This is a genomic window from Flavobacterium sp. LM5 (genome assembly GCF_002017945.1).
Taxonomy (GTDB): Bacteria; Bacteroidota; Bacteroidia; order Flavobacteriales; family Flavobacteriaceae; genus Flavobacterium; species Flavobacterium succinicans.
On sequence record NZ_MUFX01000006.1, the window covers coordinates 13,130 to 39,337 of the forward strand.

18 protein-coding genes and 1 pseudogene are annotated in these 26,208 nt (G+C 34.5%); 8 read left to right on the forward strand and 11 right to left on the reverse strand.

What is annotated here, in order from left to right:
* Positions 1 to 63 precede the first annotated feature (63 nt).
* The 3 genes and pseudogenes from BXU11_RS15240 (at position 64) to BXU11_RS15250 (ending at position 1,536) form a co-directional block, all read left to right on the forward strand.
* Positions 64 to 767 (forward strand): annotated as a pseudogene (locus tag BXU11_RS15240) (cyclase family protein).
* Entirely contained in the window at positions 764 to 1,165 is a 402-nt protein-coding gene (locus BXU11_RS15245; RefSeq protein WP_024982573.1) for a GNAT family N-acetyltransferase, read from the forward strand. The pseudogene BXU11_RS15240 and the gene BXU11_RS15245 overlap by 4 nt, the downstream one beginning before the upstream one ends.
* A complete protein-coding gene (locus BXU11_RS15250) occupies positions 1,162 to 1,536 on the forward strand; it encodes an MmcQ/YjbR family DNA-binding protein (protein WP_024982574.1) in 375 nt (124 codons plus the stop codon). Before BXU11_RS15245 ends, BXU11_RS15250 begins: the two co-directional genes overlap by 4 nt.
* Here BXU11_RS15250 and BXU11_RS15255 read toward each other — a convergent pair.
* The 8 genes from BXU11_RS15255 to BXU11_RS15290 all read right to left on the reverse strand — a co-directional run bounded on the left by BXU11_RS15255 (position 1,533) and on the right by BXU11_RS15290 (position 13,954).
* A complete protein-coding gene (locus BXU11_RS15255; RefSeq protein ID WP_024982575.1) occupies positions 1,533 to 2,111 on the reverse strand; it encodes a hypothetical protein in 579 nt (192 codons plus the stop codon). The two genes, BXU11_RS15250 and BXU11_RS15255, sit on opposite strands and share 4 nt — an antisense overlap.
* A 159-nt stretch (positions 2,112 to 2,270) precedes the next feature.
* The gene (locus tag BXU11_RS15260; RefSeq protein WP_078213176.1) at positions 2,271 to 3,335 is read right to left on the reverse strand and encodes a glycosyltransferase family 4 protein; all 1,065 of its coding nucleotides are present in this window, start codon (positions 3,333 to 3,335) and stop codon (positions 2,271 to 2,273) included.
* A 323-nt stretch (positions 3,336 to 3,658) separates the two neighbouring features.
* The gene (locus BXU11_RS15265; protein ID WP_078213177.1) at positions 3,659 to 4,888 is read right to left on the reverse strand and encodes a glycosyltransferase family 4 protein; all 1,230 of its coding nucleotides are present in this window, start codon (positions 4,886 to 4,888) and stop codon (positions 3,659 to 3,661) included.
* Between the two features lie 243 nt (positions 4,889 to 5,131).
* A complete protein-coding gene (locus tag BXU11_RS15270) occupies positions 5,132 to 6,373 on the reverse strand; it encodes a hypothetical protein (protein WP_078213178.1) in 1,242 nt (413 codons plus the stop codon).
* Positions 6,374 to 7,082: 709 nt separating this feature from the next.
* Complete coding sequence (locus tag BXU11_RS15275) at positions 7,083 to 7,517, reverse strand: response regulator (RefSeq protein WP_024982580.1); 435 nt, start codon at positions 7,515 to 7,517, stop codon at positions 7,083 to 7,085.
* A gap of 125 nt (positions 7,518 to 7,642) precedes the next feature.
* On the reverse strand, positions 7,643 to 11,455 hold the full coding sequence (locus BXU11_RS15280; RefSeq protein ID WP_078213179.1) for a PAS domain S-box protein: 3,813 nt from the start codon (positions 11,453 to 11,455) through the stop codon (positions 7,643 to 7,645).
* Positions 11,456 to 11,458: 3 nt separating this feature from the next.
* Positions 11,459 to 12,598 (reverse strand): FIST signal transduction protein, encoded by a 1,140-nt coding sequence (locus BXU11_RS15285; protein ID WP_024982582.1) that lies wholly within the window; start codon positions 12,596 to 12,598, stop codon positions 11,459 to 11,461.
* Positions 12,599 to 12,604: 6 nt separating this feature from the next.
* The gene (locus BXU11_RS15290; RefSeq protein ID WP_024982583.1) at positions 12,605 to 13,954 is read right to left on the reverse strand and encodes a sigma-54 dependent transcriptional regulator; all 1,350 of its coding nucleotides are present in this window, start codon (positions 13,952 to 13,954) and stop codon (positions 12,605 to 12,607) included.
* 261 nt (positions 13,955 to 14,215) lie between these two features.
* On the opposite strand from BXU11_RS15290, the gene BXU11_RS15295 reads away from it, so the two are divergent.
* Positions 14,216 to 14,890 (forward strand): PH domain-containing protein, encoded by a 675-nt coding sequence (locus BXU11_RS15295; protein WP_024982584.1) that lies wholly within the window; start codon positions 14,216 to 14,218, stop codon positions 14,888 to 14,890.
* 100 nt (positions 14,891 to 14,990) lie between these two features.
* Here the strand turns inward: BXU11_RS15295 and BXU11_RS15300 are convergent, their stop codons facing one another.
* A complete protein-coding gene (locus BXU11_RS15300; RefSeq protein WP_024982585.1) occupies positions 14,991 to 16,376 on the reverse strand; it encodes a hypothetical protein in 1,386 nt (461 codons plus the stop codon).
* A 19-nt stretch (positions 16,377 to 16,395) separates the two neighbouring features.
* On the reverse strand, positions 16,396 to 18,657 hold the full coding sequence (locus BXU11_RS15305) for a TonB-dependent siderophore receptor (RefSeq protein ID WP_078213180.1): 2,262 nt from the start codon (positions 18,655 to 18,657) through the stop codon (positions 16,396 to 16,398).
* Positions 18,658 to 18,794: 137 nt separating this feature from the next.
* Between BXU11_RS15305 and BXU11_RS15310 the strand changes: the two genes are divergently transcribed.
* Positions 18,795 to 19,781: an AraC family transcriptional regulator gene (locus BXU11_RS15310; RefSeq protein ID WP_024982587.1), complete on the forward strand. Its 987-nt coding sequence runs from the start codon at positions 18,795 to 18,797 to the stop codon at positions 19,779 to 19,781.
* A gap of 94 nt (positions 19,782 to 19,875) precedes the next feature.
* Here BXU11_RS15310 and BXU11_RS15315 read toward each other — a convergent pair whose 3' ends face one another.
* Positions 19,876 to 20,976 (reverse strand): DUF4407 domain-containing protein, encoded by a 1,101-nt coding sequence (locus BXU11_RS15315; protein ID WP_078213181.1) that lies wholly within the window; start codon positions 20,974 to 20,976, stop codon positions 19,876 to 19,878.
* A gap of 247 nt (positions 20,977 to 21,223) precedes the next feature.
* Between BXU11_RS15315 and BXU11_RS15320 the strand changes: the two genes are divergently transcribed.
* The 3 genes from BXU11_RS15320 (at position 21,224) to BXU11_RS15330 (ending at position 26,146) form a co-directional block, all read left to right on the forward strand.
* Positions 21,224 to 24,037 carry a TonB-dependent receptor gene (locus BXU11_RS15320; RefSeq protein WP_024982589.1) on the forward strand — a complete coding sequence of 938 codons (2,814 nt, stop codon included), beginning with the start codon at positions 21,224 to 21,226 and terminating at the stop codon, positions 24,035 to 24,037.
* Positions 24,038 to 24,105: 68 nt separating this feature from the next.
* Positions 24,106 to 25,089, forward strand: a complete 984-nt coding sequence (locus BXU11_RS15325) for a metallophosphoesterase (RefSeq protein ID WP_078213182.1) — start codon at positions 24,106 to 24,108, stop codon at positions 25,087 to 25,089.
* A gap of 4 nt (positions 25,090 to 25,093) precedes the next feature.
* The gene (locus tag BXU11_RS15330) at positions 25,094 to 26,146 is read left to right on the forward strand and encodes a phytase (protein ID WP_078213241.1); all 1,053 of its coding nucleotides are present in this window, start codon (positions 25,094 to 25,096) and stop codon (positions 26,144 to 26,146) included.
* Positions 26,147 to 26,208 lie beyond the last annotated feature (62 nt).

Genomic DNA, 26,208 nt, shown 5'->3' on the forward strand with positions numbered 1-26,208 from the left:
ATAGAACTAATTGACCAAACTGTTACAATCGACCTATCAAAACCCATTGATATTTCGATTCCTTTGACCAACACAGATGAAAATCCTATTGCTTGGTATATCGAAAAACCGGTTATTGAACCAGTAGTTTTTGGAGATTGGGTTGGGAAAGTATCGGAAGGAAGCTCATCGACCAATTTTAATAACATCTTTTTCAATCCACACGGTCACGGTACGCATACTGAATGTTTGGGGCATATCACACGTGAATTTTACAGTGTGAATCAATGTTTGCAACAGTTTTTCTTCCGTGCCGAATTGATTTCTGTGGTGCCAGAAGTGCAGGGGAAGATTTAGTGATTACATTAAAAAGTCTCTCGACTGCGCTCGAGGTGACATTACAATCGGGTATTTCTTTTGAAGCGTTAGTAATTAGAACGCTGCCTAATTTTAAATTAAAAAAACACCAAAACTATTCGAATACCAATCCGCCGTATCTAACGGAAGAAGCGGCACATTTTATTCGTGAAATCGGCATTCAACATTTATTAATCGATTTGCCTAGTGTAGACAAGGAGAAAGATGAGGGAAAATTATTGGCGCACAAAGCGTTTTGGAATGTGAAAGATGTGAATAACCTGAATACTGATGCAAGACTGAATTGCACCATCACCGAAATGATATATGTGCCCGATGAAGTGCTAGATGGCGCTTATGTGTTGAATTTGCAAATCGCATCTTTTGAAAATGATGCCAGTCCGAGTAAACCTATTTTATACCAAATATGATTCACGTTTCTACCGATAAAGCAAAGTTGGATGTTCTTTTTATTCAAAATTTTTTGAAGGATATTTATTGGGCGGCAGGTCGAACGATTGAAGAAGTTCAAGTATGCATTGATAGTTCGGTATGTTTTGGGATTTTTAAGGATGATGTCCAAATTGGGTTTGCCAGAGTGATTACTGATTATGTAGTTTTTGCCTACGTTATGGATGTTTTTATCGCTGACGAGTATCGAGGCAAGGGATATGCTTCTATTTTGATACAAGCGATGCTGGAAGAACCGCAATTGCAACAAGTGAAAATCTGGCGATTGGCCACGACAGATGCTCATTTTCTATATCAAAAATTTGGATTTACAACCTTAGCTCATCCCGAAAAGATGATGGAAAAAATAATACTATGAATTTAGAAACATTTTATGAATACTGCTTGTCTAAAAAAGCAGTAACAGAGCATTTTCCTTTTGATGAAGATACTTTGGTTTTTAAAGTAGGAGGCAAAATGTTTGCATTGTCCTCGTTAAAACAATGGGAAAAGCAAGAACCCTCGGTGAATCTCAAGTGTGACCCCGAGCGCGCTTTAGAATTGCGTGCCAATTACGACGCCATCAATGAAGGGTATCATATGAGCAAAATACACTGGAACACCGTTGCGATTAATCAAGATGTTCCAGATGCTATGCTCAAAGCATTAATCGACCATTCGTATGACTTGGTTTTTAAAAGTCTTACGAAAAAATTACAGGCCGAAATTGCTGCTTTACCTATCGATTAGACGACGATATGTCCCCAGTTTTCACCAGATTTAATGCGGAAAATTTGCATTTCGCTGACACCAAATTGCTTGGCAATCATTTTAATCCTAGTTTTTCTGTTGGGATTTTGCAGCATCTTTTTGATCCGAATCACATTGGTTGATGTAAGCTTTCTTCCATCGGATTTGATGTTATGTGCTAGCAAATTTTTTCTTGCTTGAATCACGTGTGGACTTTTTCGGTTGTGTTCCAAAAATTCTTCGCGTGTCGCCCATTTTAAGTTTCGAAGGGAGTCGTTATCACGCACATAATCTAAATGTAGGATGTGAACCTGATCTTCGGAATGTTTTGGAATAAAATGCTCCGCAATGAGTTTGTAAAAAAAGAGATGTCGGTTGACTGGTTTTTCTCCAGAATTGATTTTGTAGCGAAAAATACGGTAGCCGTCTATCATGCTTCCTTTTAATTCACGACCTTCTTCAATTCGGTCTTTAAAACTGATGAGCCTTCCTCGGCTGGTAATTGCATAGCGCAATTGCAAGGATTCGTGTACGTCGAATTCTTTAACTTGTTCGTTTGGATATAATCGAATCATATGTGGCTTAGATTGATTTATAGCAAATATAGCTAAATAATTATGTGATTTTTAGAAATAGATAAGAAGTACTCTGTTTTTTTTTTGAAAGTCCATTGTTCTTTTTTTTATATGCTTTTCATTTTTTTAATATTGTGAATAGGGTTACTTTTTTGAGGATTAATTTAGAAGGATTCTAGTCGATTCGCTTTCAAAATATTCTTCGCAAAAAAAGCGGCTGTATTCTTTTGCAGTAGCACTCATTTTTTGATAAAGAGCCTGGTTTTGTAATAGTTCGTTCAGGCGTTTGGTAAGTAGTGGGATATTTTTGCTGTCAATCAAAAAGCCATTTTCGCCTTCTTTTACTAATTCAACTATACCACCCACTGGAGGAACAATAGTTGGCAACCCATACGCCATTGCTTCTAGGATGGTAATACCAAAAGTCTCTACTGATGAACGAGTATCAGACAGATTGAGTACAATACTAGCTTCTTTATAAAACGGATGTGTGTCTGTTTGTGTTGGGTAAATAACAAGATTCTCTGGAAGGAATTCTAATTTGAAGTAGTTGTCAATTTCTTTTTGGTTGGCATCTAATACCAATTTGAATGTATAGTTTCTATTCAAGTGCGCTAGATGTAAAAATTCACTAACCCCTTTGTTTGCTTTTAATGAACAAATCATTAGAATAATTTTGCTTTCTTTTTGAGAGGTTTTAATGCCCTTGCATTGGTTTAAAAAATCTTTTTCGAGCACGTTGTAGATTACGTTACTTTTAATTTTTAGGGGTTCTTGCTCGGCTAAGAAATTAGAAACGTAAACTACTTCATTCGCTGCCCATTTTACAACACCAAAAAGAAAAAGTTTGAAAATTTTTGGAGTCAATCTGGTATCGTGTATATGGTACATGATTTTGCACCCTCGTATTTTTCCAGCCAAAGCTGCACCAAATGGCACTACAGTATTGATATAAAGAATGTCGGATTTTTTTAAATTAAAAAGAAGCTTAAAAAACAGGATACATTGGCTAGCAAGAATAAAAAGCAATCTAAAAATTGGATTTTTAACAGATGAATACCAATAATGATGTGTTGTAGTTTTATTAGATAAAAAGCCTTTTTCTCCACTACCCACATATAGTTCGGTACTGATGTGGTTTTTGGTCCAACCTTTTACTAGTTGTCTCAAAATTTTTGAACTTTCACTACAATCGTTTGATAAATGTACGGCTATAATTTTCATAATCTTAATTTGTTATAGATGTTGTGTAAATGGGGAACTTTTGTTCTTTTTAATCTATGCCAATAATTGTGCAAGAATTCTAAAACTCCTGTAAGCACTGGGATTATCCGATTTATGACACTGAAAAGTTTCCAAAATTTGGATTATAGAAGGGTTAATTGGAAAAAAAAATAAGCAGTTTCACCTTTACAATGGCCTTGTTGAATATGGTACAAGAATCTATTATAGGTTAGTTCTTTATGGTTTGACTTTTGATAAATAACAGTGTGAATTATATGTATGGCTTTTATAACGAATCGCTTATAAAATTTAACTGCTTATTATCATGCAATTTTGTTGTATATGTTTTGTAAATAAGATTCTCTACTGTTCCAGCTGAATTTATTTTCATAGTGTTTTCGTGCTCGAGAGCTCATTATGTCTGTAAGATGTGGTATTTTGTATAGTTTTAATAGTGCCTGTTTCAAATGGATTACTGTATCAGTATAGCTTTGTACTGGTACACTAATACCTAATGAATCATCTATGAAATGACAAAATTCATCATTATTTAAACAGATAATTGGTAGCCCAAACGAAAGCGCTTCTGCGACAACCATTCCATTACCTTCATGTGAAGGGAACAGAAATACTGTAGCCTCTTGGTATTGTTCTATCAACGATTGACGATCTATCTTTTCGATGATTTCCACCAAATTTTCGACTTGATTTTCTTGGATAATTCTCAGGTATAGTTCTTTTTCTGGACCTGTTCCCACAAGGATCAGTTTACATAGTTTTTGTTCTGTATTGGGTAAAGATTTTACAAACCCAATAAAAGAATGCAAGGTTAAGTCAAAACCATTAATGGCAACAAATCGTCCTACACTTAAAACGCGAAATTGGTTGGTTTTTTTTGGTTTTTTAATATAAGAATCATCTGAGACTATTGATGGGTGTATCGAAAAGGTATTCTCTTTTAATCCCATAAAAACTGGGGTACTAGGAGTCGTACACCAAGTGTGGGCTGTTTTTTCAATTGTTTTTTTCATAGCAGGGGAATGTTTAATGACTATTTTTTTTACGAACCAATTCAATTCGTTACTCAAATGTTGTTTTTTTGAATACAGTTTTAAGTATTGTTTTTGAATACGGGGTTGATGACCGACGGGACCCAAAACCATTGGCTTATTCAATTTCCATAAAAAACTAGGCGTCAGGTCGTTATGAAAATTTATATGCTGTACAATATCATAGTAAAGGGTTTGTTTTTTTATGAAAGAGACAATGCTACGCTGCCAGATGTAGTAAAAAATCCAAAATTCTAGGCCACCTTTTTCCCAGAAACGCATCCCATAGGGTAGATCAAAATATAAGAAAGTGATATTATTGAAGGCAGGATTTGTGTTTTCACTGAGGTACTTTTCTATGGAGGCTTGATTTTTTTCTCGTGTTATGGCAATCACTTTTTGATAACGTGCAATTTGAAGGATAAGATTCCATCCCATGCCATCTTCTAAATCTTTATAAGGATTTATGGAGTAGCAAGTAGCTAAAATTGTTTTGTTAGACATGATTTCTGTTTTTTATTTTGGTTGTACCGTCAACTATCTAGATGGTTTACCGCTTGTTTCCTATGTGATTTTCAGCAATGCTAGTTTAGTTTTTTGATTTCGGAATAATTATCATTCCCTGAACTGTCCGCGAGATCAAATGCAATTCATTTTGCTTATAACCAATAAATTTTACTGTATACACTATAAAAGGTGATATTTTTAAAATAAAATAGCGACTGGTTTTTAGGGTTATTTTTTCAATTAAAACATCAATCTCTGTTGCTTCGTTTCTTTTTTTAGAAGTAGATCTTCGAATTTTAGAGCTTCATATCCACTGTTTTGGATGCTATCAATATCTTCCATACTTATTAATTCTCTTGGTGCTTTTTCTTCTTTCACAAATACATCCAACGCTTCATTCCATATGGTCAATAACCAATCAATTTTAGGATTCCATTCTGCTTGTTCGGCAAATGTTTTTAAAGAATACATACAGTTGGTCAATAAATACCATTTGAGTTGATTTTTGAAGGTGTATAAATCGTGATTAAAGAGACAATTTCGGTGACTATCCACACATTGTTCTTTAAGATCTTGATAAATCGTGGCCCATTTTTTTCTGTCAACTATTACGCCTTGCTGAATTATAAAATGAAAATAATCAAAAGCATAAGGACGGTCTACTCTGGCCAATTCCCAATCATACAAAGCTATTGTGCCACCTTGTTGGTACTGATTCCAAGATGTAAAATCGCCTTGTGAAAAACTAAGCAGTACACTTTGTTTATTGGTTATCGTATTCAATAAAAATTCTATTTTATGCATTAAATTTTTAGGAATTCTATTGTCTTGAATCTCCAGAAAATCAGATTCTATTTGTCTATACCAAGTCCAATTTTCTACGGTAAGGGTCTGTTTTTTTATTGAAGCCAATTCATGCAACACTTTAAGATGGGCATCGTTAATTTTTGTGGTTCTTTTACCATCTTCAGAGACATCAGAAAGTTGAATGATATTGTGATTGACCAATCGTACCAAAGGAGTTATAAATCCTCTTGATGATTGTTGTATTCCCTTCAGAATTCTATATTCGTTCTCAATTAATTGTGTTGCATTTTCGGTGCTGGCAATTTTATAGAAAGTCTTATTGGCATACAAAACAGCTTTGTCGTTTGTCCCTGAGCTAGCAGTAAATAAGGCCCAATTACTTTTACAATCGAATAGAGGATTTTCGTTAACTGTATAGAACCATTTTTTTTGTTTAAAAAAGAAGCGTTGTAAGTGTAAGGAAAAAATAACCTGAATCCATTTTCTAAAAAGCCAAGAATTAATGCTGTCAACATAGTAGAATTTTAGGAATAAAGGATCGTTGTTCTCAGAATTCCAAATCCATCTTGGCGAACCATCACGGTTATCGATGGTTGAAAGTTGGATACTCTCTTCATTTCCATTTATTTTTTTGGGAGATAAATGGTAGCCGGTTAATTGTAAAATAGTTTTCATTTTTATGCTTTTGGGTAATACAACTGTTTGGAAAACTATGCCAAAAATAAAAACCTAGATTTTACAAGGGTTTTGTCTGTTTTCGAGAGCATTTGTTTTTCCATATTTTGGAAAAAATTCGTTTTTTGGAATTTTTTAAATAGAACCAGTCGGATTTTTTTGAGAAATTGGTTTTGAGCTGAAGTAAGGTGTGTTTGATGAAAATAGAGATCTTGACAATTGATACTATACTTGCTTTGGTCTAATACTCCAAATTACGTAAACGAAATCATGCTCATTAGAATCAGATTTCTAATGAGCATGAGTCGAGTTTCTTTGTATTTTAAAGTCGATACTACATTAGTTGAGTTGTGCTAATACTTTTCCTTTCTTTATAGAAAAAGGATGTTCTGTACTTTCATTATAAAAAATCAAAGGTTCTTTTTTAGAAAGTAATTGTAAATCAGTGAGTTTATAAAGACCTTTTATCCCCACAAAAGTACCATCTATTTCTACTGAGAAACTTCTGGAAAATTTAGTGCAAATCGTATAGTTTTTGAGGTACGTTTCTTTGTTTAAAGGGATTTCAAAAGATTTGAACTCTTTAATTTCGGTTCCAGTTAGTTTGTTTTTTGTATTCCAAAATGGTGTAGGATTTGTAACTGCTTAAAAGTAGAAGCAATAGCACTAATGGTATTAATGTTTTCATTTTTTATTGTAGGATATTGATTTAAAAAATACTCATAAGGCGTTTGAATATTGTTGGATTTGAATAATTAGTTTCTGTTTTTACTTGACTAATTTTATGTATAATTTGAGTCATTTTATCGCAAACAAACGAGTTTTTGGTTATATAATCAAAAGCACCATATTTCAAAGCATCCACAGCGGTTTTGATATTTTCTTGACCTGAAACCATTACTACATATACATTGGGATTGTGTCGTTTGATTTTTTTCAAAACTTCAAATCCTGTCAAATCATCCATATTATAGTCTAGAAAAACAATATCTGGATTTTGATCGAGATTGTTTAGGCAATCTTTACCATTGCTGAAATAAGTAATGTCGGTATAGTTAAGGTTGGAGAGATATTGTTCATAGACATTGGCACAAAAAATATCATCGTCTACAATAAAGAATTTGAATTGAGTTGGATTTTTCATAGTATACTATTTTAAATAAACTATGCCAATTCCGAGCCAAAAAGCACCAACCCCCATAAATAAAAGGATTGGTGCTTTTGGGCTTGTGCTTTTTGTCCAAAATATGGAAAATCATTCCAATTAAGTTACTTTTTTAATTCGTTTTTTTGAAGTTGCGTAATGGCTAGCGTTAAAACGAGTTTGATGTTATGAAGTAAAGCTTTAACTTCTTGTGGGTTTGTTTTTATTGCTTTTTCTAGTGTTGCAATGTCTTTCAAGACGTTACTTATTCCCAGACTTTCCACACTCGGTTTTACTTTGTGTATCAAAAGGTTGATTTTAGTAAAGTTGTTTTCTTGTAGTGCGACATCTAAATCCATGAGGATTTGAGAAGTTTGCTCTACAAATATGGTGATCATTTTTTGTACAAAATCTTCATTGCCTCTACTCAAATTTCTCAATACACCAAGATTATAAATTTTTGAAATACGGTCTGTTGTTTTAAATGACGAACTATTTTTTGGGCGGTTTACAGTGAGTTTTGCAATAGTTTCTACCAATAAAAATTCATCAAAAGGTTTGGTTACATAGTCATCCATGCCTGCATTTTTGCAGTTTTCTATTTCTGATTTGAAGGCATTCGCGGTCAAAGCGATAATAGGAGTATTGAGTTTGAATTCGTTTCGTATAATTTTTGTAGCTTCAATTCCATCCATTTCTGGCATTTGGATATCCATCAAAATGATATCAAAGGTTTGACATTTCAAAATTTCGAGTGCTTCGACTCCGTTTTCGGCTTCGGTTACTGCACAATTGAAATACTGCATCGAATTTTGAAGTACCATTCGATTCATTTTGTTGTCTTCTACCAATAAAATCGAAAGTCCTGAAATGTTTACATTGAGTTCCTTGTGGGGTTCTTTTACTTTGTCTGGACTTCCTTTTTCTAAAGGGAGTGTAATAAAAAAAGTAGTCCCGATGCCTTTTTCGCTTTCTATTTTTATGTCGCCATGCATTAACGTTACCAATTCTTTGGTTATGGCCATTCCTAAACCTGTTCCTCCAAATTTTCTTGTAACGGCTTTGTCTTCTTGAGAAAATTTCTTGAAAATGGTTTCGATGTAGTCTTGATCCATTCCAATTCCAGTATCTGTAATTTTGATTTGAATTTTCTGAAAATTGGCTTGATCAGCTATGACTTCGCATTTCAAATCGATTCTGCCTTTGTGTGTAAATTTCAATGAGTTACCTACTAAATTGAATAGAATTTGTTCTATTCGTAACGAATCGGCTTTCAATACTGGATGAATTTTTGTGTCAATACTAGCAGAAAGTCTCAATCCTTTTTGTTTGGCTAAGGGTTGTAAAACTTTGATCACTTTATCTATTGATACTTCAAAATAGAAATCTTCATTTTCGAGTTCCATTTCGCCAGCTTCAATTTTAGAAATGTCTAAAATGTTATTGAGAATGGCTAGTAAATGTCGGGAAGCAATTGTGCTATTATCAATGTATTTTTTTTGTAAATCCGTAAGATCTTGTTTGCCCAATTCTCTCAAAAAACCAATGATTGCGTTAAGAGGTGTTCGTATTTCATGGCTCATATTGGCCAAGAAAACTTCTTTAGCTTTGGAGGCTTCTTCTGCTTTTAGTTTTTGTTGGTTGAGTTCGATTTCGAGTTGTTTTTGCTCGGTTATATCGAGGTGAATCCCTACAGAGCCTACTAAATTTCCTTGATCGTCATAGTTAGGAGCGCCGCTTATGGCCCACCATTTGAGTTCACCATTTTTATCTTTTATGGGAATTTGGTACACATCTGACACCCCTTTTTGGCGAAGTTCTTTTTTTTGGTTCATGATGTCAAAATGCTCACCAAAAACAAATATTTCTGACGGATTTTTGCCTATCAAATCTTCTATATCATAACCAGACATTGTTGCAAAACTTTGATTGGTAAACTGAATGATCTCTTGATTATCTACTTCTATAAGTCCTAGATTCATATTAGAGATAATGTTGCGGTATTTTTCTTCTTGGTACTTGAGTTTGTTTTCTGCTTTTTTTCGTTCGGAAATATCCTGAATGAAGGAACAAAAAAATAGTTCTCCTTTTTCCTTTAAAGGTATAATCGCAATTTCTATTGGAAATTCTTCTCCTTGTCGGTTATAGGCGGGGAGTTCAATGTTTTTATTCAATACAGGGCCTTCTCCAGTGGATATGTAATGTTTTATACCTGCATTATGACCTTGATGATGTTGTTTTGGAATAATGGTTTCGGTTAGGGTTTTGCCCATAACTTCTTCTTTTTTCCATCCAAAAATGACTTCAGCTTGATTGTTCCAAAACGTTATTTTTCCTTTTTTGTCAATATTGATAATTGCATTTAGTGAAGCATTCATGATGTTGCGGTTGCGCTCTTCACTTTGCTCTAATAAATTTCGATTATGAATACGCTGAGTAACATCTGTATATTTCCATAGGTGTCCTTTGTATTCTTGTGAAATAATGATGGGAATATAATCTCTTTCGTAAAAAAGGTTGTCTTTGGTCTCTATTAATTCTTGAACTACTAATTGCTTCTCGTCGATGATTTTGTTAATGCGTTCAACAAATTGTTTTTCATTCTTAAAGATAAGTTTGGTGCTGCGAATTAATTCTCTACAATCTTGTCCAATCATTTCGCTAGGCGAAAGAGTAATGTTACGCATGTCACAAAAGAGTTGATTGGTAAACACAATTTTGCGATTCATATCTTCAACCATGATGCCTGATTGTAGATTTGCCAAGAGTGTTTGAAGTAGCACTAAATTTTCTGAGAGCTGGTTTTCGGCTTCTTTTCTTTTGGAAATATCTTGAAGGAAAGCACAGAAAAACGTTTCGTCGTTTTGAGTAATTGGGATGATCGATATTTCGGCCAAAAATTCGTTGCCCGATTGATGCACACCAATGAGCTCAACATGTTTGTTCAAAAAATCGTTATGACCTTCTGTTAAATATTGATAAATTGAGTATTCCCATTGTGCCTTGTTGCGCTCTGGAATCATAAATTCGGTAAACACTCTACCCAAAACTTCTTCAGAAGTATAGCCAAATGTAGCAGTAGCTTGATCGTTCCAAAACGTTATTTTTCCTTTGTCGTCAACGGTTACAATGGCATTTAGCGAGGAGTTCATTACAATACGGCTGCGTTGTTCGCTTTGTGCTAATAATATTTGATTTTCTATACGTTGGGTAACATCAGTATATTTCCAAAGATGTCCTTTGTACTCTTCTGCAATGAATACGGGAATATAGTCGCGCTCAAAAAAACGACCATCTACCATTTCTAATAGTTCGTTGGTTATTATTTCCTTATCGATTAAAATTTTGGTTATTCCTTCTTTAAAGCATTCTGGATCTTTAAACAAGTGTTTGGATTGTTCTGCAGAATTGGTACAATCTAAACCCACCATATCGTCTGGGTTTACTGGTATTGAAAACATATTGCAAAACAATTGATTAGTAAAAAGAATCTTTCTGTTTTCATCTTCTACCAAAATACCAGATCGTAGGTTGGCCAAAAGAGTTTTTAAGAGTTCAACGGTTCGTGAAAGATGTTTTTCGGTGTTTTTTCGCTTCTCGATTTGTTGGTTCAAGTATTTCGAAATGAATATAATATCATCCACTTCATTCTCAGGTTTTAAGTTCTTGTAGTCGTCTTCAAGCGCTTCAAGACTATCATATAAATTAGCAATAGATTGCTGTTTGAGTTCATATTCTTTCTTAAGATTTTGATGAATTTCATGGTATTCTTTTTCGCTTTCTTTAAAAGAATGATTCATTAAATCTCGGTCTCTTTCATAAGCAGCATAGGAGCCGTTTACGGCATTCAAAAAGGCCATCATTGATGGGTTTTGCATGCAATCAGGCGAAAGGTGTTTGTTGATTTGCTTTTGTAACAGTTTATGAAGAGTAGTCATAAATTAAAGTTCATTTAAACAAGTGATGGTCATGGTTTGATTGTGTAATTCACAACCCGAAAAAGGACGCAGTGGCGAAATTTCGCCATAAGAGTAGAAACCAGAGAGTAAAGTGGTATGATTAAAAATATCAGATACGGCTTCGACTTCTTCATCAATTCGATTGCCTAAAATCACTTTTCGTCCCACACAGCTAATTAATATAGCTAGTTTAGGTGTCAATTCGTTCATGGTTAAGCAATTGTTAGCAGCATCACTAGCCGCATCTATGATTTTGTCAAAGTTAGCTTTCATGAAACGTACTTTGCTGCCAAGGGGTATATCTCCAGCAAAAGTCATCGACTGTTTTTTTTCATCAATAGACAAAATCGTGCGTACAATAACATCATCTTTATCGTTTACTTTTATCGAAAGCGGGAACAATAAGGCAGAGCCAGGTAATTCCTCAGCGTATTTTCCTAAGTAGTTTTTGTATAGTTCTAATACATTTTTGTTGTCAATTTTATAGAGTACATTTTTGTAAGATTTTGTAACGGTACGTTCCAGTCCAAAGCTTTCCCATCCACCAATCGAGCTATGTGATATTTGTAGTTTTTCGCCGTAAAAACCTATAGCGATGATCTTTCCAGATGTGGGTAATTGGTTGATCCCTACATAGGTTTTTTCAAATTTTGTACCATCTCCAGCCAAACCACCAGTTACTAAAATTTTACCCTCTGTAGCTTCATTAATCCCTTTTACGAGTTCACTTCCGTTTGCTTTTCCGCCATCTGAAAGCACAAAGATTAGTTTATAATCTGCTGTAGGAAGTTGTGTTATTAATGCTTTTCCGGCATCAAAACTGTTACTATAATCATCAATATTGACTTCGGATGTAGCAATTTTTGTGTTGTCAAACTGCATTGCTACAAGTGAAATGGTGTGGTCAAAAACCTCTGTATCAAATATTTCACCCGCTGATGAGGCCATAGCTAGAACTGCTTTGGGGAATTTTTCTCGAATGGCATTGTAATGAGACACATCCGAAACTAAGTCACTGGCACCAAACCCAATCACTAAATCAGCATCTTTTATGGATAGTTGTTCATTGTTGATTTCTTTTATGAAGTCTTGTTTTTCGAATAAAAAGGAAGCTACTTTCATAGTTGGTTATTTTTTTAGTTCAACGGTTTGTAACAGGTTGTAAATTGTAGATTTTCCGATGTCTAATTTTTTGGCGGTTTTCAGTACATCGTTATTGTTTTTTTTCAAAAAATGAAGAATGATTTCATCAGTGTATTGCTTTAATGTTTTTTCTTGAGAGAGGAACAAATCATTCGAGTTGATGCTGTTAAAACTCAAGTCGTCATCTGAAATTTCGTTTTCATCACACATTACACAAGCCAAATCGATGACCGATTTTAATTCTCTAATGTTACCAGGAAAGGCATACTTTAAGAGTTTATCTTTGGCTGCTTTAGTTAAGGAAAGAGGTGACATTTTGTTTTCTTTCACAAACAAGTCTATAAAATGTTTGGCCAGAAGCAAAGTGTCATTTTCTCGTTCTCTTAGTGGAGGAAGTTCTATGGGCAATCCGATGATTCTGTAATAAAGATCTTCTCTGAAATTTCCTTTTTTTACCTCTTGAGCCAAATCTTTGTGAGTAGCAATAATCAGGCGGGCATTAAATTTTATTTTGGTAGTCCCACCAACACGCACGACTTCTCTTTCTTGCAACACGCGTAATAATTTGCTTTGTAAATTCAAATCCAATTCGGCTATTTCATCCAAAAAAATGGTACCACCGTCGGCTTGTTCAAATTTGCCACTTTTTCTATCATTAGCTCCAGTGAAAGCTCCTTTTTCGTGGCCAAAGAATTCGCTTTCTACTAACTCTTTGGGTATTGCTGCCATATTTACGGCAATAAATGGTTTGTTTTTTCTATCGGAATTGTAATGAATGGCATTGGCAACAACTTCTTTTCCTGTTCCAGTTTCTCCTGTTATCGATACGTTGATATTGTTATTTATGGCTTTGTTTATTCTGTTAAAAACATTTTTGATTGCGCTGCTTTGACCGATAATAGTTTGTTCAAAACTAAATTTTTGCTCTAGTTTTTCTTTTAAAACAGCAACTTCTTGAGCAAGACTTCGGTTTTCGTTTATTTTTAAAATAGAATTCCAAAGTAAATCTTTGGTATGATTACTTTTTACAATATAATCAGTTGCGCCAGATTTTAAAAAATTAACGGCTACTTCAATATCCTCTTGACCACTAATGATGATGATCGGAATAGTGTTGTTGATTTCTTTTATACGTTTAAGTAATATGTCGCCTGTAATATCTGGAAGACCAAAATCCAAACAAATAATAGCTGGTTTTAGATGCAAATTATTAAGACATTCTTTGCCAGTGCCGTATAAAAAAACATTGAAATCTGGATTTAACTTTAGATGATATTTTAAAGTTTCTCCAAAGAAAGGGTCGTCTTCTACGATGAAAATTTTTAATTCGTCCATGTCTTTTGAGGCTAATTACTGTCTAAGTTAGTAAAAATTAGGATATTATGATATTTTTTTTGTAAGATTATTTTTTGACACTAGGCATTGTTTTAAAAAAATCTTTCAATTACTTTTAATTATTATTATATTTTAATGAAGCCAAGGTTTTTAAAATGGAGTATCTAATTTAGGTATTACTTTTGTTAAGGTATTTTGATGATGACCTAAAGAAGGTTTTAATAAACCAAAAAACAATTATTCTAGTAACTTAGTAGTACCATGAAAGAACATATTAAAAAATTTTTAAACGAAGAGCAAGATCCCAAAGCAATTGAAAAGGTTACTGCAAAACTCAACGACATTTTAATGAAAAATGAAGAAGTGGGGTACATTGCTGTTCAAAAGAAACCAGCGTTGACGGTTTTACCCGATAGTATTGTGTTGACCAATAAAAGAATTATTATTTGTCAGCCCAAAAACTTAGGGCTTTCGATGCATTTTATTGATTACACTTGGGATGAGGTAGATGGCGCTTTTGTAAAAGAGAATATTTTAGGTTCAGAGTTTACTTTTTCTACCAAAACAGAATTGCAAGTAACGATTGATTACATTCCAAAAATTCAAGCGCGCAAAATTTACACTTATGCAAAAGAACAATTGGATAGTTTGAAAAATGGAGCAACCATTCCAATCGCCGATGCAGTAATTATTCCCGAAGCTGAAATTATTGAAGAAGTAGAAACTGAGGAAGTAACAAATTTTGCAGAGATTATGCCAGCAACAACCACTCACGAGGCTAGTTTTGTAACCGAAGCAGAGCCTGTTTCTAGTGCCGGTTTGAACCAAGAAGAATTGTTTGCCAAATTGCAGAATTATAAAAAGCTATTAGACAACGGTTTGATTTTACAAGGTGAGTACGACGCTTTTAAGAAGGAAATCTTGAGTCAGATGTAATTTATTAAACCCCCAAATTACTAAAACATTAAAAAACCAAAAGTCAAAAGAGTATAGCCCTATTGACTTTTGGTTTTTTAACAAGATTTAAATAAGTTATTTAGTAGGCGCCTAAATAAAAACTGCCTGAAGCTGCTTTTAGTTTTGCACCTTTTGTAATTGATTTGGTTTTCCAGTTTACAATGTAAATATTTCCATCTTTACCTGCTGGTGTAAAGGGTAAATACACATTATCACCTATAAGTCCTATGTTTTGAAATTGACCAAAAGTAGTTGTTAATGCTGGATCAGTTTCTACCTCTGTTGTTAACTTTGTTGCTGATCTGGTATTCAAATCTATTAGTGCAACATACCCGCCATTAGTTCCCGTTACGGTATACATAACAATTGCAATACCGTCTTTAATATATCTCCACGCTTTAATACTAGCTCCCGTAGTGTTTAATGCAGTATTTAAATTAAAATGATAAGATGCATCATATTCGTTTGTTGATTTACTGATTCGAAGAATATCTGGACCAGATGTAGCAGTTGCTTGGTACAAATTGCCATCAGTGCCTACATACTGTGTCAAGGTGCGGTAGCCTAAATTATCAATTATGCTTTTATCAGAGATGATAATTTTCGGATTTTTTAAAGAAGGATAATCCACCACATACGAAACTGTTCCTAAATCTCTGTTAGTTGTAGTTGCCCAACCTGTAATGGCACCAGTTGTAGCATTTGTAGTTACGGTACCATTAACATTATGTCTTCTGATGCCCACCCCTATGTACAGTTTAGTTTTCGATTCGTTTAAAACGGGTACGTCAGCTCTCCAGATGTGGTATCCCTTTGATTCTAAATCGGCTCCTAAATCAACATTGATCGCTCCGGTATTTGTAATTGCCGTATTGTTTAAGTCAATATTGGCAATTTTAATTACTCCTTTTGGATTTCTATATACATAATTAGGAGCTGTTCCTGTAAAAGGTTCTAGTGCGTCTCCAAACGAGACACCTACTCCAACACCTTCTGCAGCTTTTACCCAGCGTGGTGATGTTCCTAAAATTACTGAAGTGTTCAATTCAAATCCTACTTCTTCAAATTTTCCAGCGCCAGTTACGCTATATTTATTAAAAACACCGCCCTCGGTACCAGTATACTGAATATTGTATAAAAATTTTCCATCTGCTGATGCTTGTACGCGAGCAGTTCGGCTTGATTTTAATGCAAAACCTTCCACGTAAGTAGATCCGTTCAGTTTAAATAAATCAACTACATAATCTGGATTAGCAGCATTTTGAGGGGTTATCGCATAGGCGCGTGTTCCTCCGTTACCAGCCGTTCCTGCAGCATCTGGGAATGATCCGGTAAGTGTAATCCATCGTGTGGCATCAACTGCTGGAGGTGCAACAGTTTCTGAGTCGTCATTGCTGCAACTTCCTAAAGTAAGTGCTGTCATTACAGTACTTAAGACTGTTATTTTAAATAGATTTTTTTTCATGATATTGATTTTAATTTGATTATAAAAATGTACTAAAGGTGTAATTCAATTTGAAGTAAATTCCTCTACCAGGTTTTTGTATCGAGAAGTTGTCGTAAATCTCGGCGTTCATAATATTTTTTACGTCTACGCTAGCAATGAGTTTTTTAGATGGAAATCCGTAACTTATACCGATGTCATGAGTGAATTGACTTGGAGTCAAAGACCAATCAGGTTGTCCCCACACTACATAATATTCACCCACAAAACCGGTGTTGTAGTAGAGATTGAGTACCGAATTTTTTTGCAACACATTATTAAGTCTGTATTGAATATTGGCATTGGCCGTCAAAAAAGGTTCGTTTGGGACTTGTTGTCCAAAAAAAGTATGTGGTAAACCGTTATTGTCTCGTTCTAGCTTGAATACATTATTAAATTTCGAAAAATTTACAGAGGCATTCAATTTGTTGTTATACACGTAGATAATTTCGGCTTCAAAACCACGGGCTTGGGTTTTGCCAAGATTTACATATCTTGTGGTTTGGATATCAGCATCTGATTCCTCTTCAATTTCAGATACATCAACAGCTTGCTGTGTGATTTTGTTAAAGCCGTTTCGCCAAAAGGCATTTGCATAGAAAGATATTTTGTGTTTTTTAAAATCAATTGGACCCCATCTAAAACCTAAATTGTAATTGATGTTTTTTTCTGGTTCTAAGGTAAGGTTGGACAAGATATTAATTTCAGGTGCTCCAAACAATTGATTTTCGGTTGGCATGATATAGGAGTTTTCGGTTGAACCAATGACAAAAAGTTTTTCAATCATCTGATAAGATGCTGTTGCACCATATCCAAAATTATAGTCTGACGTACTGCTTTCACTCTGTACAATGGTGTTGGCTCCATCAGTTGTCACAATGTCATACTTTGTTTGATTGGTTTTGTTTGTAGTGTACTTACCTAACAAATTGGTAATTAATTTTTTATTGAAACTTTCGGCTTCATAGTTTAAGGAAACAATATTTTTTGTAACCAAGCTTTTGGTAGCAAGCTCTCTGAGGGAAGGGTTTAACAAATCTTCATCTTTTCTGTTGGTCGCTTCGTACTTATGATTTAGAGAAATACGATGTCCGCTAGCGATCAGATAACCTAAGTTTGTCCTTGCATTTTTAATTTTCCTATCGGTATTGGTAATTGTTTTAGGACCTTGCTGTCCGCCATTGGTACGCAAAGGAACTCTCTCGCCAAACTCAATTACTTCTCTAATCGTTCCGTCCCAGTTGTATGCATAGCTTATGGTGTCTTGCAGGTAGGTGCTTCGTACGCTTCGTACGGCATTGATATTCAAAGCTAAATTTTGTACTAAAAAGTTTTTCTTAGTATAATTTAGCAGTAGGGCATGTGATTTAGTTTCGTTAAATCGGCCCACATAAGGTACAGCCATAGTAATGCCGTGCGGAATCTCAGTGTAATTACTTGATCCGTTATAGCCTATAAAAAATTGATCAGCCCATTTCGTATCTGTAAAGCCAGCTTCAAAACGTCCTCCTACTGCTTTGTAAGTATTGTTAAATCGTTTGGCTCTATACGGTCTGGTAATTTGCTGTAAGTGATTTACAAATGTGGTCGACCTGCCCCAAGTTTCAAAACTATTATCCGTGTAGGTATAAAAGCCAGAACCTCTAAAGGACAGTCCCGATTTTTTGTCTCGTAAAGTAACTCCTAAATCAGATTGTAAAGTTTGAAATGAGCCGTAGGATACTGCTGCAGTTGCTGTATTCTTAGAGACATCTTTTTTAAGAACTACATTTATTGCTCCTCCTACGTAATCGCCTGTTAAATGCGAAGGTAAAATGCCTTTGTAAACCTCAATACGTTCAATCATAGCTGGTGGAATATTATTTAAATTGAATGAGGAGCCAAAAGTTGTTATTTCTATTCCGTCAATGAACATTCCTATAGCACTACCAGACATTCCGTTTAAGTTGTACTCTACATTAGATCCTATGCCGCCATTTTGCCTTACCCTAACTCCTACAGATCGATCAAGTAATTCATTAGTAGTTAAGTTGCGTAAGGAGGCTTCTTTGGTTTCAATAATGGCTACTGCAAATCCACTTGTCTCTAATTTTTGTTTTTTAGGTTTTCCTTTTACGATGACACTTTTTAGGTTTTCTGCAATAGTGTCATTTGCGTTGTTTTTGTCAATTTTAAAGTTTTTGTTGTTAGTAGTACTTGTTTGCGATAAGGCGGGTAGCAACGTAAATAGAAACAACAAGAGACAGGTATATTTGCTAAACATGGTTTTTGAATGTGATATTTAACTAAAAATAATTCTTAATTAGACTTAATATAAATAATTTTGCGCAAAAATACCGCCTTAATCCCTCTATCGAATAGGGAAAAACGGATTATAACTTTGTAAAAACGGATTATATTTTGAAACTTATTTCAAGAATTGTAGAGCAGCAGCAGCCCATTTTGTCACTAGAAACGGTTAATTATTATCAGTTAAAGAGTCACTTTTACAGTGAAACAATTCAAGTGAAGAATGGCGAAACAGATCAAATTACATTTCAATACCAGATAGCCGATGGCGTTATGATCGTTTACGCACAAATGTTTTTTGCAGCAGCAACAGCCATTGAAGTTCAAATCGTGGGAGAATCTATTGTAATGAATTTTTTCTCAAGTTCACATACAGTGGAACAAATAGAGCATCTTGCGGGAGAAAAAAATTCTGTTGAGCACACACATAATATTTTTTATGCTTCTAATTTTAAGGTTATCTATACCGTACCTGCTTTTCAAAAATTAGATTGTTTTTCAATAATTCTAGCACCGGATTATTATTCGAAATTAATAGATGCAAATTGGGCACTTCATGAAAGTTTTTCACAGCAAATTAAATCAAAGATTACCAGTTATCTATCAATGCAATATGCGTCTTTTAATTCTGGAATTCAATGGATTCTTCACGAAATTAAGACTTGTAAATTTGAAGGGGTTATAAAAAAAATGTATTTAGAATCTAAAATCAAGGAGCTGCTCATTTTTCAATTGGAGATATTAACTAGTACAGATCATAAGATTGTTATTGAAGATGGAAATAGGGCTAAGCTAGATCAAGCCAAAGTCATCTTGCAAGAAAATTACACAAATGCTCCTTCATTATCAGAGCTTTCTAGAATCATTGCACTGAACGAATTTAAATTGAAAAAAGGATTTAAATCGTGTTTTAATTGTACCATAAAAACGTATGTTACTCAACTCAGAATGGAACGCGCAAAAGAATTGCTTAAAAATAAAATTTTAAATGTAAGCGAGGTGGCATATCAATGTGGCTATAAAGATGTATCACATTTTTCGGCTGCATTCAAACAGTTTTATGGATTTACACCGGTTAGTTTTAGACAGAAGCAATAAAGAAGTTTTCCAGAAAAATACATCATTATTAAGTCATAAAGTCAAAAGTTATAAGTCAAAAGACAATTTGCCTTTTGACTTTATGTCTTTTTATTTAAAGTGTTTTTTTTTGTTTTTCTACAAAAGTATTGGATTGTAATTCCAATAAATCTGTTGCATTTTTTCGTTGTAAATCATACAATCTTTTGTCTTCGGCAATATCCGCATACACTTTGTCGTGCATACTAGCGCTGGTTTGTACCAAAAGAGTGCGTTGGTATTTGTCCTGTTCTATTGTAGCTTTTAATGCTGTTTCGAGGTCTTCTAGTTTGTAATCATATTCCCCTTTGGGAGACAATAATTTGGCAATAATAGGTGAAGTTTCTATGGCTAAAAACAACAACATTATGAAAAAAGAAGGCAACCAAGGCAAACTATTTAAAGCATTGATTCTTGCCATCAGTCCATCAAAACCATCAATAATAGGTTGGGTTTGTGTTACTTTTTTGTCCAAATCGGCTTCCAATTTTTTGTTTTCTTTTTCTAGCACAGCAATTTTGGCCAGATTGGTTTTTTGTAAGGTATCCAATTCTTTTTTAGACAAATCGTGTTTGGCAATTTTTTCTTTAAACACCGGGCCTTTACCTAGTTTTTTGGTGCCAGCCGTTCCTTCGGCTTCTTTGATGTAAGTTTCATACAAGGTGTTGACTTCTTTTTCTTTTTTACTGATTTCGGTTTTCAAATTGGTGATTTCGGCTTTGTTTTTATCCAAATCGGTTTTGAAATAATCAGCGACTTCTTTTTTGTTCTTCAAAGCCATTGCATTTTTCTCTTTTAAAAGCACCGTGTTGATTTCTTTTTCGAAGATTTTAATTTCTAACGGTTTTGAAATCACAATCGCAATGATAATTGCCAATAAAATTCGGGGAGTAGCTTGCAAAAATTCGGCACTTAGCTTGTCTCTTTTTCTAATGGTCGATACTATAAAACGATCTAAATTGAAAATAAGCAAACTCCAAACAATTCCAAAAGCTATTGCTGGATAAACACTATCGAAAACAGTAAATAGGGCATAGGCACTCGCCAAAAAAGCCATCACGGCAGTAAAAAATACGGTGGCGCCAATGCCTACAAATTTGGTTTTTTCGCCTTGGGAGCAACCTTCAAGCAGGTTTTTATCAGCTCCTGAACATAAAATAAAAAAGGATTGTAACATGATTGATTGATTTTTTGATTGATGTTTACAAATTTAACGCCAAAAAATGATTTACATTATAAAATATTGATTCTATTTTGTTTACGGGTTGATTTTTAGGGCTAGGTTAATTTATTGTTTCTTGCAAGTTGTTATATTGTTAGGCAATACTTCTTTCTTTGAGTTTGTTAATCCTTTGTTAAAAGTAAGGTAAAATACTATGAAATTTGATGTGCTACTTTTGCCAAATAACTATTTAACTAAAAAAATGAAAGCAAAATTAGTAGTACTGTTTTTCTTAATTTTCCTAGTTGGACATGCCCAAAAAGGTGTTGTCTCGGGGAAAGTGTTAGACGCTGATGATCAATTGCCGCTTCCTGGGGCCTTGATCCAAATAGAAGGATTCAATAAATATGCCGTTACAGATTATACCGGAAATTATGAGTTTTTGAACCTTAATGTAGGGAAATATATCTTACAAGTAAAGTACATGGGGTACGCCATGAAAACTATGGAGGTTGAGGTAGAAAGTGGTAAAAACGTGAGTGTTACTTTTAACTTAAAAGCTACGGGTACTGAATTAAATGAAGTAGTGGTAGGCGATCGATTAAAAGGGCAATCCAAGGCTTTAAATAAACAAAAAACCAATCAAAATATTACCAACATCATCTCTTCAGATCAAGTGGGGCGTTTTCCAGATGCCAACGTGGGGGACGCTTTAAAAAGAGTTCCAGGTATCACTATGCAAAATGATCAAGGCGAAGCTAGAAATATTATTATTAGAGGTTTAGCGCCTTCTTTAAACTCGGTGACATTAAATGGGGACAGAATTCCTTCTGCGGAAGGAGATAATCGAAATGTACAAATGGATTTGATTCCTTCCGATATGATATCCACTATAGAAGTGAACAAAACCCTTACTTCTGATATGGATGCTGATGCGATTGGAGGTTCGGTTAACTTAATTACTCGTGCTACTCCAAATGGTCCTAGAGTATCGGCTACTCTTGCAGGTGGATATAGCCCAATTAGAGAAAAGGGGAATTATACAGCTGGTTTGGTACTTGGGAATCGTTTTTTAGATAAAAAATTAGGTGCAGTTTTAAGTGCCTCGTATAACAATAATAATTTTGGTTCTGATAATGTTGAAGGTGTTTGGGTGAAAGGAAAAAAAGACCAAGTTTATATGGAAGAATATGATGTTAGAAAATATGATGTTCAACGTATTCGAAACTCATTTTCATTAGCAACGGATTATAAGTTTAACGAAAATAATTCTATTTATGTTAATGCGATGTACAACTTCAGAGATGATTTCGAAAATCGTTACCGTACCAGGTTCCGTGGAATCAAACCAACTTATGACGCTAATGATAACATTATTGGTTACAAAGGTGATGTGAGAAGACAAACAAAAGGTGGAATTGAAGACAATAAAAATGCACGTCTAGAAAGACAAATTGTACAAAATTATGCCATGGGAGGGGAGCACCTTTTAAGTTCTAAACTTGATATGGATTGGGCTATTAATTACGCTCAAGCTAGTGAGGATAGACCAGGCGAACGTTACGTAGAATATCAAAATACTAAATTAGATATTAATCAAGATTTAGTGGATACAAGATTTCCATTACTTTCATCTCTTGGAGCTAATGCAACAGAAAATTTCAAGTTCAGAACGCTTTCTGAAAACGATAATTATACTGAAGAATCTGAATTTGGAGCAAAATTAAATTTCAGATTGCCATTATCAGTTATTGAAGATCAAAAAGGAAGACTTCGATTTGGTGCTAGAGCTAGAATTAAAGACAAAAAAAGAGAAAATACTTTTTTCGAATATGCACCAATTACGGCGCTTGGGAACCTAAATGTAATTTCATCTAGTTTTTACGGTGGCGAACAATTTCAACCAGGTTCACAATATATCCCTGGAACATTTGCTAGTAATTCATTCTTAGGAGCTTTAGATTTGAATAATCCATTATTGTTTAATAAAAAGGATATTCCTTCTGAATATTTGGCTTTGAATTATAAAGCTAAAGAAAGTATTTTTGCAAGTTACCTTCGTTGGGATCAGGATTTTACTTCCAATTTATCCATGATTGCTGGATTACGTGTTGAAAACACCAATATTGACTATACAGCAAATTATGTAGAAGATGAAGAAAAAAAGCTTAAAGAAATCAATAACACTAATTCCTATACCAATGTATTACCAAGTTTAGCTTTTAAATACAATGGTAAAAAGGATTGGGTATATCGTGCAGCATTTACTACTTCTTTAGCTAGACCTAATTATTATGATTTATCTCCATTTATTAGTGTTATTCCAGATGACGATTCTGAAATTGTAGCAGGAAATCCAAACTTAAAAGCTACTTACGCTTATAATTTTGACTTGATGGCCGAAAAATATTATAAATCTGTAGGTTTATTGTCAGGAGGGGCTTTTTATAAAAACTTGAATAATTTTATTTATACATATAGAAATAGCCAATATACTAATGCTGATTTTACGGCTGATTTCCCAGGACAACCTAATCCAATTCCTGCAACTAATCCTGGAAATTGGGGATTAACGCAACAAAGAAATGGTGATAATGTGAGTATTTATGGATTTGAAGTAGCAATACAAAGACAATTGGACTTTATTCCGGGTCAATTCTTTAAAGGTTTAGGGGTTTATTTGAATTATACCTTTACAGAGTCTGACGCCAAAGGTGTTACAAATGCTAGTGGTGAAGAAAGAACAAATGTAAGCTTGCCTGGAACTGCTCCTCATATGTTTAACGGTTCTTTATCATGGGAAAATAAAAGATTTTCTGCGCGTATTTCATTGAATTACACGGCAGATTATTTAGACGAGTTGGGTGCTGACGAATTTGAAGATAGATACTATGACAAGCAAATGTTTTTGGATGCTAATGCTTCTTATAAAATAACTAACAAATTAAGAATTTTTGCCGAGGCAAATAACTTAACCAATCAACCTTTACGCTATTACCAAGGTATAGCTTCCCGCACAATGCAAATGGAATACTATCAAGCTAGATATAATTTTGGTTTGAAGTTCGACTTGTAATTGTTGTCTGTTTTTGTTAATGAAACAAACAGGATGTATTTCCTGTTTGTTTTTTTTAATTTTATCCCATGAAGAATTTATTTATATGTTTTTTTGTAGCACAACTGCTTAGTGCGCAAAACCCAACCAAAAGAGATCTTTCGGGTTATACAGAAGGGTATTTGCCACAATTACAAAAAACCAGCAAGAGTTTGGATTTTTTGTTAATGGGTGATTTTGGTCGTTACGGGCAGTTTTTTCAAAAAGAGGTAGCCACCCAAATGGGAAAAGCTGCCGCCACGCTCGACTCTAAATTTGTGATCACTGTAGGAGATAATTTTTATCCCAACGGTGTTCGAAGTACTCAGGATTATTCATGGTTGGCTTCCTTTGAATCGGTGTATACCCAGTACAGTTTGCAAAACGATTGGTATGTAGCCTTGGGAAATCATGATTACAGAGGCAACTTAAAAGCCCAAATAGAGTATTCCTCTATTAGTAGACGATGGCATTTGCCTTCAACCTATTACAAAAAGATGATTGAATTAGAAGATGGAAACAAAGTGTTGCTTTTGGTCATGGATACCTCACCTTTTATAGATAAGTATCACGAAAAAGGGACTTACATGTACGATAATATTGTGGCGCAAGATACTTTAGCCCAAAAGGAATGGTTGATCAAAGAACTCGCTACTCAAGATGCTACTGTAAAATGGAAAATAGTTGTAGGGCATCATCCGTTGTATAGTGGTGGAAAACGAAAAGACAGCCCAGAAACCAAAAATTTTGAAACTAAATTTGCCAACATATTTGACACCTACAAAGTGGATGCTTATTTCTGTGGACACGAACACGATCTACAAATTATTAAACCCAAAAATCGCTATACTACTCAATTTTTGTCGGGTGCCGCCTGTGAAGTGCGACCTTCTGGCAGTCGTGAAGGAACCTTGTTTTGGGCTGAAAAAGCAGGTTTCATGACTTTTTCATTAACCAAAGATCAACTACTGGCACAAGTGGTAGATGCTGAAGGTAATGTGATTTTTAAAACTAGTATTGATAAAAAAAAGTAATAAAATGAATAAATATTGTAGTTTACTAATCGTTACTGCGTTTGTAACGTCTTGTTCCACTTCGTTAGCTCCTTTGCGCAAAGATGGGCTAAAACCAACTGTTGTAACTGAAACCGTTTTGCATGATACCGATGATCCAGCTATTTGGATTCATCCCACAGACCCAAAACAAAGTCTTGTGATTGGAACCGATAAAGACACCGACGGCGGATTGTATGTTTTTAATTTGCAAGGCAAAATTATAAAAAAGTCCGAAACGATTAAACGACCCAATAATGTGGATATTGCCTATGGTTTAACAATTGATGGAGTAGCAACTGATGTGGCGGTTACAACCGAACGCGAAACGAATAAAATTCGAATTTTTAGCCTACCTGATTTGAAACCTCTCGATAACGGTGGTATCCCTGTTTTTGAAGGAGAACTGGAAAGGGACCCGATGGGAATTGCTATTTATACTCGTCCTTCAGACAAAGCGATTTTTGCAATTGTGGGCCGAAAATCTGGGCCTTCGGGTTCTTATTTATGGGAATATGAATTGAAAGGAACTAACAATACCAAAGTTGAAGCTACTTTGGTGCGTAAATTTGGTGCCTACAGCGGCAAAAAAGAAATTGAAGCCATTGCAGTAGATAATGAGTTGGGAGCGGTGTATTATAGTGATGAACAATTTGGTATTCGTAAATACAAAGCCGATCCTTCTTTAAATGATAACCAAGAAATAGCCCTTTTTGGCAAAAAAGATTGTAAGGCAGATCATGAGGGAATTGCCATATATAAAGCTTCAGCCACTACGGGATATATTTTGGTCTCCAACCAACAAGCAAATTCGTTTATGGTTTATGCAAGAGAAGGAAGCAATGGCAATCCTAACGATCATAAATTATTGGCCGAAGTTCCTACATCTACCATTGAGTGTGATGGTGCTGATGCCACAGCAATTAATCTAGGATCACCTTTCGATAAAGGAATGTTTATGGCTATGAGTAACGGTAAAACGTTTCATTTTTACGATTGGAAAATCATTCAAGAGGCTATAGATAAAAAGAAAAAATAATTGACAGGACTAATATAAAAAGAGCTGTTCTTTGCGGAACAGCTCTTTTTGGTTTTTGGTTG